Source organism: Candidatus Arthromitus sp. SFB-turkey, from assembly GCF_001655775.1.
GTDB classification, from domain to species: domain Bacteria; phylum Bacillota; class Clostridia; order Clostridiales; family Clostridiaceae; genus Dwaynesavagella; species Dwaynesavagella gallinarum.
In genome coordinates, this window is the sequence record NZ_LXFF01000033.1 from 1 (window position 1) to 12,604 (window position 12,604).

Consider the following 12,604-nt stretch of genomic DNA (forward strand, 5'->3'; position numbering starts at 1 on the left):
TGAGGATTTTATGTCGAATTTTTTAAATAGAGGTTTTATTTTATCACTGGATTATTTATCAGATAATAATAGTGTTAATGCTTATATTGTAAATAAGTTTGTTTTGTCTTTGAATGGTTTACTTGATAGAGTTGTAGCTGTAAAAATTAATTCTTATAATTTAATTTTAGATATAAAACATTCTACAAATATTCCTGTTATTGGATATATTAATAGGATTTATCCAAATAGTTTTGTAAATATTACTCCAACTATTAACGAAATTCATGAGCTTGCTAAGGCGGGTGCAGAAATTATTTATTTAGATGCTTCTATGAAAATTCGTCCTAATAATCAAATAATTCATGAATTTTACTATAAAATTAAATCTGTTTTTCCAGAACTTCGTTTTATTGGTGAGGTTTCTAGTCTTGAAGATATTAAAAATATTCGTGATTTGAATTTTGACGCTATTTCGATTAAAGGTGATTTTGATTTGATTAATTTTGAGGAACTTAAATCTTTAGATATTCCTTTAATATTTAATTATACATATAAAAAAGTTTTAGATTGTAATAATATTTTTAATATGGGTTTTAATAATGTAATAATTAGTTCTAAATTTTGTACTCCTCAATATAAAATAAATGAGTTTATTCAAAATATATTTTAAATTAATTAGGTGATTTTATGATTATAAAAAAATTGTCTTTAAGGTTTTGCTGTTATGTTTTATTTTTTACAGTGTTTAGTTTTATTTTTATGGTAGATGCCATGGAAACTAATATGAATTTGTATAATCCAAAAGATATTATGGAAAATGGAAATACTATTATTGAAGGTGGGAGATATTCTTACGATTCTTTTAAAATTCAGGATCATTTGTTTAAAAATACTTATCCATCTGATGGAGAAAAAATGGTTTTTTTAACTTTTGATGATGGACCATCTCTTGATAATACACCTAAAGTTCTAGATATTTTAAAGGAATATGGTGTAAAAGCTACTTTCTTTGTTTTGGGAACTAATTTAGATAATGGTGTTGAATATGAAAACCTTTTAAAAAGAACTTTAGAAGAAGGGCATGCTATAGCTAATCATGGATATAGTCATAATTACTCTTATTTGTATCCTGGAAGGGTTATAAATTATAATAATTTAATTGCTGATATGAATAAGTCTCATGAACTTATGAAAAAGATTTTGGGTGATGATTTTAATACTAGAGTTTTAAGGCTTCCTGGTGGACTTAGGTCTTGGAAAGGACAAAGTGAAAATCTTGAAAGATTAAACAATGCAGGATATTCAGTTATTGAGTGGAATGCTTTAAGTGGGGATGCCGATGGAAGAGTAGTTAATGATCCAAATGCTCTTTTTGAATATGCAATTAAAACTGCAGGTAATAGTAATTGTGTCGTTTTATTAATGCATGATTTTGCGGGGAAAGCTGGTTCAATTTCAGCGCAGGCTTTACCACAGATTATTGAATATTTTAGAAACAGAGGATATCAATTTAGAACTATGTATTAAAAATTAAGTGATAAGTCAAATTGTACTTATCACTTTTTTTATTTTGATATATTATTTATTTGAAATAAATAGTCCTAATTCTGCTAAAATTGCAGATCCTAAATATGTACCTATAAATACGAAAATTCCTACTATAGCAATTTTCCATGAAAGATTTCTTAAAGTTTTTAATTTATTAGCAACAGATATTCCAGCATAAGTGAGTATTGGTGTTGTAATTGATAGAAAATCTACAGAGTTTATAGCTTTAATAACTTCATTACTCAACATACAAAATATTAAAGAGGTAATAGAAACCCATCCTAGTATAGGAAAGTCCCTTATAAATTTGATAGAAACTTTTTGCATAAGATATTGTAAGGCTAGTCCAATAGTAGCAAATGCTCCTAAACATAAAAGTCCTAAAAATGTATAACTAGTAATTTGAGGGCCTTCTTCACCATATTTTAAAACTTTAATCCATTGAGTAAATAGAATTAAAGATAGACCAAGGAATATTATAAGTATATTTTTTATAAAATAATTTTCTAAGAATTTTTTAGGCATTTTTTTTACCTCCAGTTAATTTATTATACATAAATCTTTGTAGAGGAACAGCTATAAATACCATAGTGAAAGTTCCAACAAAACTAGTTAATAACTGACTAGCTGCAGCGTAAGCTCTTATTGTTTCAGCTTTTTCAGGGTGGATAGCAACAAGAGCAGAACTAGCTGCTGTCATCATACTAGCAGATCCTACACCAGAAGCGATAGCTAACGATTCAACTTTGAAACCAATTTCTAGGAAGATAGGAGCCATAATACTAAAAAAGATTGCTCCAAAGAGAGTTCCGAATATATACATTGATAGAACTCCACGTCCTTCATCAGAGTTTAAAGTATATTTTTCTGAAATATATGCAAGTTCCCCTTCTCTACCAATTCCAAGAGTAGAACCAATAGCCTCTCTTTTAAGTCCAATAAGTATAGCTATTGGTAAGCCAATTAGTACAGTTCCAACATTTCCTAGTTCTTGAATTAAAAATATCCAACCAATAGATAGAATCTCCTTTAATCTAGGTGCAACATCAGCTCCATACTTAGCCATAAGTGGTAGCATAATAATAATAAGATATTTTCCAGCAAAGCTAACATTTTCTTCACTATATATTTTTTTGAATAATCCTTTTCTAAAAACATTGAAGGCTAAAATCATTGTAATAATTAGTGCAAAAAGTAAGGGTAATAATCCTATTTTAAATTTTCCTAAATTAAGAGTTCTAAAGCCAATAATTTCAGCAATTAAAATAACTATTACAGAAAAAATAATTAGATAGGGTAAATTCTTATTTTTCATTTTCTCCTCCAAATTTTTCTGTTATTTTTTTATACTCTTTATAACTTCTTTTATATAGTTTAGATTTATCAATTTTTCCATTCATATCTTTCAAAACTTTCATTAAAAATTTTGGAAAAATTGAAAATATATACTCAGTATCTTTATGTATAAAATCTGTTCCATGAAAAGTTCCAGTAAAACCGTTATATCCAATTTGTATACAAGGTAGTATAAAAGATAAATCACCAATATCACCAGCAGCACTAATTGGAAAGTTTTCTTTACAATACTCTATTTCTTCAAATTCTTCAAAACTTTTTCTAACAAAATCAGATAGATATGTAGATTGTAAAAATGGTAGGTATCCCATTTCTGTTTCAATTTCTACATTTCCACCTAGAGACTTGGCTGAACATTTTGCTATAGTATCTAATCTCTTAGATAATTCTAACATATACTCTATAGAATGAGCTCTAATATCTGTTCCTATTTTTATTTTGTCAGGAATTACATTAGTGTCCATAGGAGCATCCATAATAACTGGATTTATTCTAACCATATATTTTTCATCAATTTGTTGTCTAAATAAACCAAGAGCAGTGTTGAAAAGTGTGGAGATGCTATATGCATTTACTCCTATTTGTGGTGCAAGTCCTGCATGGGAAGGTTTTCCTTTGAAAGTGTAGTATTTATAGAGAAATCCAGCTAAGTTGCAATTAAGTTCAATACTTCTTTTCTCTGACTCTCCTCCCATAGCGTGAATAGCAATAGCTAGGTCAAACTCATCAAAAATACCTAATTTTATAGCTTCAGGTTTTCCACCTAAAAAACTAATTTTATTATTTTTTCGTAAGGTTTTTCTGTACTTTAAATCTAAATACTCCTCAGCTGGAGTAAAAACGAAACCAACAGAAAAATCAAAAGATTTATATTCTTCACTAGTTGAGAGGGTTTTTAATAGATTAAGCATTATTGCAACTTGAGAGTAATGACCACAGTTATGAGCTGCTCCTGTATCTTTGTTAGAGTGAATATGTGAAGGTGTAAAAACTGCATCCATTTCAGCAATAAGTGCTATATGAATCTTTTTTCTTTCTCCAAAATTAAATTTAATTCCAGTTTCAGCAAATTTAATAATTTCTCCTTGAGGAAAATATTTTTTAATAAAATTTTCTATTAATTTAGAAGTTTTAAATTCTTTAAAACCTAATTCAGGATTGTAATAAATTTCCTCAGCTAAAGTTAAGATTTCTTTAAAATCATTCATAGACAAACCACCTTCTAAAAATAAAAATACGCTAACATTTTATCATTTTATTTAGAATTTTACAAAGAGTTGTAAAAAAATAAATAAAATGTATGGTGATTTAAAATAGTGTAATTAAAAAGTTCAAGTGATAAGTCAAAATTGTACTTATCACCTTTTTGTATTATAATATTAATTAACTATTAGTGTCGTAAGAGGTTTTTGGTATGGAAAAGAAAATTTTGTTAGTTGAGAATGAATTGAGTATAAGACAATTTTTAAAAATAAATTTTGATAGAGAAGGATTTCATGTTCTTGAAGCTGATCGTGGAGATAAGGCAATTGAAATTGCTTTACTTGAAAAACCTCAAGTTGTACTTTTAGACATTGGACTTGAAGGTGATATGGACGGGTTTCAAGTTTGTTCAAATTTGAGAAAGCATTTTCCTAAAATTGGTATAATAATGTTAACAGCTCGCTCTCAAGAAATGGAGAGAGTTATGGGACTTGAATTTGGAGCTGATGATTATGTTGTAAAACCATTTAACCCTCTTGAGGTTATGTTAAGGGTTAAAGCTTTAATACGTAGAATAGATGAAAAATTCAATAGTGATATGATTTTAAATGGTCCTTTTAGACTAGATTTGTATTCTCAGAAAATATATAAAAATGATAAAGAAATTGATGTTACTCCTAAAGAGTACATGCTGTTTAAAATATTTGTTGAAAATCCTGGGAAGGCCTTAAGTCGTGATGAGCTTATGAATATGATTTGGGGATATAATTATTTTGGAGATTTAAAAATAGTAGATGTTAATATAAGAAGGCTTAGATCAAAAATTGAAGATGAATCTTCTAAACCTAAGTATATAGAAACTGTATGGGGAACAGGATATAGATGGAATAATGAAAAGTAATTTTATTTCTAATATATTTTTAAATAGAGGTAGTATAAGATCTAGCATTATAAAAAGTTCTATAAGTATATTCATTTTTATAATACTCGCTTTATCTATAAGTTTATCTTATTACGTTAGGGAGGCTTATTATAATACAATTTCTGATAATTTATCAAATCAAATTTTAGCTGCTGTAGAAAATTATCAAAATAATAGTTCTAATGTTTCTTTAGAAACGGCTGTTTTGCTAGATTTAGATAATTTTTCTTCCACTACAAATGCACAAGTTCAAATAATAAATTTAGATGGAAAAGTTTTAATGGATACTATAGGCATTGTACATGAACTTCCTATTGATACCTATGATTTTAAAGTTGCTTCTGAGGGAGAATTAGGTAAGTGGATTGGAGATGTTTTTTATAGTAAATCTAAGGTAATATCCGTAGCATATCCAATTAAAAATTATAATCAAGTTGTTGGGGTTGTGCGTTTTATAGTTTCACTTGAGTCTGCTAATCAAAATATAAGGAAAATAATTTTTACTTTTGTACTGGCAGCTTTAGTTGCTCTTATATTTTATATAATCATAATTGGAATAGTAACAAATACAATAGTTGAACCTATAAAGTCTCTTATAAATATTGCTAAAAAAATGGCTTTAGGTCAATTAGATGTTAGATGTACCAATCTTCCTAAAAATGAAGTTGGAACTTTAGGAGATACCTTAAATTATATGGCAGATGAGATATCTAAAAAAGATGAACTTAAAAATGATTTTATATCTACTGTATCCCATGAGCTTAGAACTCCATTAACGTCTATTAAGGGATGGGCTATAACACTTCAATATGAAAAATTTGATAATCCTGGAGTTTTAGAAGGACTTAAAATAATAGAAAGTGAAACAGATAGGCTATCTGCAATGGTTGAAGAGCTTTTAGATTTTTCAAAGTTTATTTCTCATAAAGTTACACTTAAATTTGATAAAATATCTATTTCGGATATTTATAGTTATATATTTAGCTATATAAAGCCTAGAGAAGAAAGAGAAGGATTTAAGTTTATATATGATGATATAGAGGAAGATATAGATTTAACAGTGGATTTTAATAGATTAAAGCAAGTAATTGTAAATGTTTTGGATAATTCTATAAAGTTTTTAAAAGATGATGGTAAAATAACTCTTAAGTATTATATAAATAAAGAAGATAATTTTGTTTTAATTGATATACTTGATAATGGAATAGGAATTCCTAAAGATGAGCTTTCTAAGGTTAAAGAAAAGTTTTTCAAAGGTAAAACGAGTAAATCTAAAAACGGATTAGGTTTATCAATAAGTGATGAGATTATGAAGCTTCATGGTGGAAGTCTTGAAATTGATAGTGTTTATGGACAATGGACTAAAGTAACATTAAAATTACCCATTAATTTTTAAGAGGTGTAGATGAGATTTAAATATTTTATTAAGATTATTTGTTCATTTATTTTATTAATGTTTTTTACTTCATGTTCAACTTTTAATGCAAGTTTAGACACTCTTCTTGTATCTCCTAAGGTTGATAATATTTTAGTTGGGGGAACTTGGACTGTAGAAAATTTTTATTATATGTATGAAACAAATTCTAAAATGGGTCCTAAAATTCCTTTAGATAGTTATTTGTTTTTATCAAATGATTATTTAAGAATTAATGATATAGTATTTGAGTATGAAAATTATAAAGTTAAAACCACAACCTTAAGTGATTATATGAGGGTTAAGTTTAAGATAAGTGATTTTTCTTTTTTAAATCTTGATGATAAGGAAATTAATGTATTTAGTATTCAAGATGAAAATAAAAACGTGTATGAATTTTTAAAATATGATGATGATACTCTTTTGTTTTATTATGATGATAACATAATGTATGTACTTAAAAAAATTAGCGATAAAATTGATAAGAATCTTGAAGATTACGTAAAAGATAATTATAAAAATAATATTTTTAATAAACAAAGTGGAGATATTGTTAATACTGGATTTTTGATAGGTTTTAAATCAGAAAGAGAAGTAGTTGATTCATCTATTCCTAAAAGTGATTATAAAACAATATGGTTTTTTCAAAGTGATGAAGGTAGTTACTCTTATAAAATTTTTGATGATATAATTATTCCTAAAAATGGAGATATACTAACAATTAAGGTTGAGTCTAGTGAAAAAAATAGTTTGTATGAAAAGATAGTTATAAATAGAAAAATATTAAATGGTGATGGAGTTGAAAATATTATAAAATCTGATAATACAAACGAAGAATTTATAAATCAATTTATAGATCTTACATATGTAAATGAAAATTATATTGGAATTAATTATGATCAAAATACTGAGTATTTAGGTAAAATTGATACGGATAAATTAGCTATGTTATCTATTGATGAACCTTATATTGAAAAGAGATTGAAATTTTCTGATATTTTTAAGTATAACAAAAAAGATTTTTATACTAGTAGAAAGAAATTTTTGGATTTTGTAGATAAACAAATTTTAGAAATGTATGATAGTGAAGTTAGGGAAGATAGTTTTAAGCTATTAAGATATGCAGGTAGTTGGTTTTTAAGAGGAAGAATAAATCCTAAAACTGGATATGATGTTTCTCCAATTGATTTTGACATAGAAGTTTTGCCTAATGATACACTTGTTAAAAATAATGATTTATCAATTAATTTAGGTCAAATAAAATTAAAACAACCAGATGTTTTAGATGCTTTTATTTCTCCTAATAGAGATATTATGGTTACTTTGACTAAAGAAAATATGTATGTGTATAAAATTATAGGAGATAAGGTAAGTAATAATACTATTGGAGAATTTTCAATAAAAAAGGATGACATTGTAATTTTAAGTGAATGGTATGTGTCAGAAGAAGCAGAGAAAATAAATGAGTTATTAGAAGAAGTTAAATAATAGTTTGGGGTGTTTTTATGAAAGAGTTAGATTTAAGAAATAAAAGTTGTCCTATTCCTTTAGTTGAAACTCGAAAATTTATAAATAATAATAAGAATACGGATTTTAAGATTATACTTGATAATGAAGTATCTTTTTTAAATATTAAGAAGTATCTTGAAAATAATAAAATTAATTATTCTTCAAATAAAAGTGATGAACTTTATATATTTGAAGTAATATTCGATGGAAATGAAAAGTTATCACATGAAAAATTTGAGGTTAATAATTTTTCTATTTTAATTATGAGTGATTTATTTGGAGAAGGAGATGAGGAGCTTTCAAGAGTGTTAATGAAGTCTTATTTCTATGCTTTAGATGAAAGTATTACTCTTCCTAGCAATATTATATTTATAAATTCTGGGGTTAAACTTTTAACTGAAAATTATGATGTTATAAAGCATATTGAATCTTTAAAAAATAGAGGAGTTTCTATTTTAGCTTGTGGTATTTGTACGGATTATTATAAACTTAAAGATCATATAAAAGTGGCGGAAATTACAAATATGTATTCTATAATTGAAATTTTAAATAATAGCGATAGTGTTATTAGAATATAAGGGTTATACTTTAAAGGTGGGGTTTTTTATATTTAAAAAGATTTTAATAATTGGTGGTGGAATTGCAGGGCTTAGCTCTGCAATCTCTTTATGTAAAAAAGGATTTTCTTCTAATGATATTTTTATTTTAGAAAGAGAAGCAGAACTTGGAGGAACATTAAAATATAATTTAGATGGAAACTATGGGTTAATTACTTTTGATAGTTTTGTAACTTCTTATGAGTTTTTGAATTTTTTAATTGAAGATTTAGAAAGCTTAAAAGTAGAATATTTATTAAATACTTGTGTAACTTCAATTAATGATAAAAAAGTAAGTGTTATATCTAAAGATTTGGGAAAAATTGATATAGAATTTGAGATTTTAATAATTGCAACTGGAAGTAAACAAATTTTAAATTTACATTCTTACATATACGATGATAATATTTTAAAATCTTTAAGTACAGGGGTGTTTTTCCAAAAAAACATATCAATAAACGGATTATTGTTATCAAAAGATATTTTAATTACAGGAACTAGTTCTAGAGAATTATTTTTAGCTAAAAGAACTATTCTTGAAGGTGGAAGTGTTAAAGGGATAATTGAAAAAGGGGACAAAATAGTAAGCAATGACCTTGGTTTAATAAATTTTATGAAAGTAAATAAAGTTAATATATACCTAAATTCTGTCATTGAAAAAATAACTAAAACCCATTTAGGATTTCAAAATTATTTAGATGTTTTAATTAATATTAACAGTAAAAACCATAAAAATATATTATGCGGTAAAATAATATGTCCATTTAAATATTTACCTGAAACTAAATTTTTAAATAATTACGTTGAAACTGGAGATTTAAATGAAATAACTATAAATGATAAATTTATGACAAGTAAAAAAGGAATATTTTCTATAGGTAATTCTTGTAATTTATATACAAATACCGATTCTATTTATGTAGATTCTGATTATTTGGCACAGAGTGTTTTAGATTTCGTAAATGGAAAAAATAATGAACTTGATAACATAGAGATTTGTTATGATAAAAAAGAGATTAAGCTTATAACTCCTAAGTATATAACAAATAAAAAAGATCAAAAACATTTGATTATTTTATTAAGTCAAAAAAATATATCTAAAAATATAAAAGTTATGATAAATAATGAGGAATTTTTTGATTTTAGAGTTTTAAGATTTGAAAATTACATAGAGATTTTACTTAATTTAGAATTGTATTTAAATGAAATAAATAAGGTTAATATTTTACTTAATTAAAGCAAAGATTTTAAAGTTCTTTGCTTAAATTGTTTTTTTGAGACATTTTTTACATAATATTGAATTTGATTTTGAAATTTTTATGTAGTCTCCATCTTTAATTTTATTTTCACATACATAACAGATTAAATCTTCTTTCTTTAATGTTTTTTCACTAGATTTTATTGGTATTTCAGAATTTTTTTTACTATTTAAAGATTTAGAATATAAAGTTTTTTCAGTAGGAACTTCTCTTTTTTTAATTGAAATATTAATATCAAATAAATGATTTTCAAATAATAGTAATTCAAAACGAGGATTTTCTTTATCATAGAATTCTTCAATAAATATTTTTGTTATTTGAGAGTCATTTAAAATTATTCCGCTTTTTTCAACTCCATCGAATATACTTTTAGTTATATTATTTGTATCAGGATGTTTTTTTTCATATTTATAAAATACCTTTAAAATAGCAGTAAGAGATGTATTAAATGTTATATTTGGATATTGACGCTTTATTTCATAAGCAATATGTTCTTCATATACACCATATCTATCATAATATTTTCCAGAATTATAAGGAAGAATATATCTACCATTTCTTGAATGAAGCTTGAAATTCGATTTAGAGATTGGAGTTCCAGAAACGATTATTTTTACTATATTTTCCATAAATTCTCCTTAAAAATGAAATATTTAATTTGATAATAAAAAATTTTTTAATTATAATATAAGATATAACAAAATTTGAAAATTTTCAAATTTATGGTTTAGGAAGTGGTTTAACTTATGAAAGACATGATTGTATTGTCAATAGAAACAAGTTGTGATGAAACATCTGTTGCAATAGTAAAAAATGGAAGAGAAATATTATCTAATAAAATATTATCTCAAATAGATATACATAATGAATTTGGTGGGGTTGTTCCTGAAGTTGCTTCTAGAAAACATTTAGAAGTAATTAATTTGGTTGTTGATGAGGCACTTAAGGAAGCAGAAATTAAATTAAATGATGTTGATCTTATAGCAGCAACTTATGGTCCAGGACTTGTTGGAGCGCTTTTAGTTGGGCTTCAATATGCAAAAGGATTAAGTTATGCATTAAATAAAGAGTTTATAGGTGTAAATCATATAGAAGGGCATATTAGCTCTTGTTTTTTAGAGTATAAAGAATTATCTCCTCCTTTTATGAGTCTTGTTATTTCTGGTGGTCACACTATTCTTTTAAACGTGGTAGATTATGGAGTTTATGAAAAAATCGCTGAAACTAGAGATGACGCTATAGGTGAAGTTTTTGATAAGATTGCTAGAAAGTTAAATCTTTCGTATCCTGGAGGGCCTAATATAGAGAGATTTGCTAAAGATGGAGATGAAAATTCAATTAAGTTTCCTAAAAGTAAATTTGAAGATGATACACTAGATTTTTCATATAGTGGTTTAAAGTCATCAGTGCTCAATTACATAAATCAAAATAATTTAAACAAGATTGACATAAATAAAGAAAATGTATGTGCTTCATTTCAAAAAACTGCTGTAGATATGTTAATACAGAATATTGAAAAAGCGTTTAATATATATGGGGGAAGTAAGCTTTGTATTGTTGGAGGGGTTTCATCAAACGAGTATTTGAAAAATAGATTTAAAAGTTATTTTAGAGATGTTGAAATTTATATCCCTAGTAAAATTTTATGTACAGATAATGGTGCTATGATTGCATCTGCAGCATATTACTCTTATATAAAAAATGGGAGTAGTGATTATACCTTGAATGTTTCACCAAATATAAAATTTTAGGAATTGTGGTACAAAATTATGAAATTTATAGAACATTCAAATTCAGTATATAAAAGCAATAGGAAATATGTAAGTCCTAAATCAAAAAAAATAAGAAAGATAATTATTGAATCTATTATTTTTATTTTTGTTTTAACTATATTAGCAGGTGTTTTAAGTGAAGCCGTCCAGAATAATAATTCAATTATGGCTTTAAGAAGTTCACATAGACTTGGAAGTTATGGAGAACATAAGATTGCTTATGGGGTTTCAGGAAGCGGATCTACAATTGTATTATTTGAGTCTGATATAGGAGAAACTCTTTTACAGTGGAATCCTATAATATTAAATTCAATTAGTGGTACTAGAATGATATATTACGATAGATTAGGATATGGAGGAAGTGATTTTTTTAAGAAAGAAACCACTGTTGAGTTACAGAGTGAAATATTAAATAATCTTGCAACTAATACTGGATATAGTGGAAAATATATGTTGGTTAGTGAAGGATATGGTTCTCTTATACATTTAGAATATTTGAAAAAATATACAGATAAAGTTCGGGGAATGATATTAATTAATCCTTTTATTTTTCAAGAAAATGGAGATAATAAAAGTTATTTTGAGAATTTATATGAGAATTTAAATATTAGTGTTATGAAATTATTATCAAGTTTAAGTATTCCTAGAATTTTAGAAAAATTTTCTATTTTAAATAATCCTTATATTAATTTGTATAAGGAAAAGGCCAGTTCTAGAAATAAAGATAATTATTTAAGTAGGATGATGAGTAAAGATTATTATAGTACAATACTTAAAGAAAAAAGTAGTATGAAAAAATATTTAGAAAATTTAGATTTAAATAATTTTGGAACTTATGATATACCTATTATAATTATAGAATCAGAGAAAAATAGAAGTGATGAATATGAGAATATGCTTAAGAAGCATTTTAAAAACTTAGAAATAATTTATTTTGAAGACACAAGCGAATTTACATATACAAATTCTGAATATTTAATAAATTTAATTTCAAATATGAATTCTAGAATAGAATGAAAATAATTATTAACTTGGAAGGAGTT

At 25.5% G+C, this 12,604-nt stretch carries 13 protein-coding genes; 9 read left to right on the top strand and 4 right to left on the bottom strand.

The genetic code is table 11. The annotated features are described in order from the left end of the window. The coding region (locus tag A6P36_RS06215) for an N-acetylmannosamine-6-phosphate 2-epimerase (RefSeq protein WP_242861678.1) at positions 1–652 on the top strand (652 nt) is incomplete at its 5' end. 17 nt (positions 653–669) lie between these two features. After that, complete coding sequence (locus A6P36_RS06220; protein ID WP_066762065.1) at positions 670–1,509, top strand: polysaccharide deacetylase family protein; 840 nt, start codon at positions 670–672, stop codon at positions 1,507–1,509. A gap of 51 nt (positions 1,510–1,560) precedes the next feature. Here the strand turns inward: A6P36_RS06220 and A6P36_RS06225 are convergent, their stop codons facing one another. The 3 genes from A6P36_RS06225 to A6P36_RS06235 are packed head-to-tail and all read right to left on the bottom strand — an operon-like array spanning position 1,561 to position 4,094. Then, positions 1,561–2,055: a hypothetical protein gene (locus A6P36_RS06225; protein WP_066762067.1), complete on the bottom strand. Its 495-nt coding sequence runs from the start codon at positions 2,053–2,055 to the stop codon at positions 1,561–1,563. Further along, positions 2,048–2,845: a DUF3100 domain-containing protein gene (locus A6P36_RS06230; protein ID WP_066762069.1), complete on the bottom strand. Its 798-nt coding sequence runs from the start codon at positions 2,843–2,845 to the stop codon at positions 2,048–2,050. The genes A6P36_RS06225 and A6P36_RS06230 overlap by 8 nt, the downstream gene beginning before the upstream one ends. Then, positions 2,835–4,094, bottom strand: coding sequence for a M20/M25/M40 family metallo-hydrolase (locus tag A6P36_RS06235; protein ID WP_066762079.1), 1,260 nt, complete (start codon positions 4,092–4,094; stop codon positions 2,835–2,837). Before A6P36_RS06235 ends, A6P36_RS06230 begins: the two co-directional genes overlap by 11 nt. A 206-nt stretch (positions 4,095–4,300) precedes the next feature. Here A6P36_RS06235 and A6P36_RS06240 point away from each other — a divergent pair, with 206 nt between their 5' ends. From A6P36_RS06240 to A6P36_RS06260, 5 genes are read left to right on the top strand one after another with little or no spacing between them, the layout of a single operon-like run. Beyond that, the gene (locus A6P36_RS06240; protein WP_066762083.1) at positions 4,301–4,990 is read left to right on the top strand and encodes a response regulator transcription factor; all 690 of its coding nucleotides are present in this window, start codon (positions 4,301–4,303) and stop codon (positions 4,988–4,990) included. After that, a complete protein-coding gene (locus tag A6P36_RS06245) occupies positions 4,980–6,407 on the top strand; it encodes a sensor histidine kinase (RefSeq protein WP_066762093.1) in 1,428 nt (475 codons plus the stop codon). The genes A6P36_RS06240 and A6P36_RS06245 overlap by 11 nt, the downstream gene beginning before the upstream one ends. Positions 6,408–6,416: 9 nt before the next feature. Continuing rightward, positions 6,417–7,913 carry a hypothetical protein gene (locus tag A6P36_RS06250; protein WP_066762096.1) on the top strand — a complete coding sequence of 499 codons (1,497 nt, stop codon included), beginning with the start codon at positions 6,417–6,419 and terminating at the stop codon, positions 7,911–7,913. Positions 7,914–7,930: 17 nt separating this feature from the next. Then, positions 7,931–8,512 (top strand): sulfurtransferase-like selenium metabolism protein YedF, encoded by a 582-nt coding sequence (gene yedF, locus A6P36_RS06255; RefSeq protein WP_066762099.1) that lies wholly within the window; start codon positions 7,931–7,933, stop codon positions 8,510–8,512. Between the two features lie 16 nt (positions 8,513–8,528). Further along, positions 8,529–9,767 carry an FAD-dependent oxidoreductase gene (locus A6P36_RS06260; RefSeq protein WP_066762103.1) on the top strand — a complete coding sequence of 413 codons (1,239 nt, stop codon included), beginning with the start codon at positions 8,529–8,531 and terminating at the stop codon, positions 9,765–9,767. 24 nt (positions 9,768–9,791) lie between these two features. On the opposite strand, the gene A6P36_RS06265 is transcribed toward A6P36_RS06260, so the two are convergent. Beyond that, a complete protein-coding gene (locus A6P36_RS06265) occupies positions 9,792–10,418 on the bottom strand; it encodes a RusA family crossover junction endodeoxyribonuclease (protein ID WP_066762107.1) in 627 nt (208 codons plus the stop codon). Between the two features lie 117 nt (positions 10,419–10,535). Here A6P36_RS06265 and tsaD point away from each other — a divergent pair, with 117 nt between their 5' ends. Both tsaD and A6P36_RS06275 read left to right on the top strand, forming a co-directional pair. Beyond that, positions 10,536–11,540, top strand: coding sequence for a tRNA (adenosine(37)-N6)-threonylcarbamoyltransferase complex transferase subunit TsaD (gene tsaD / locus A6P36_RS06270; RefSeq protein ID WP_066762109.1), 1,005 nt, complete (start codon positions 10,536–10,538; stop codon positions 11,538–11,540). Between the two features lie 18 nt (positions 11,541–11,558). Next, on the top strand, positions 11,559–12,578 hold the full coding sequence (locus tag A6P36_RS06275) for an alpha/beta fold hydrolase (protein WP_066762110.1): 1,020 nt from the start codon (positions 11,559–11,561) through the stop codon (positions 12,576–12,578). The last annotated feature ends 26 nt before the right edge of the window (positions 12,579–12,604 follow it).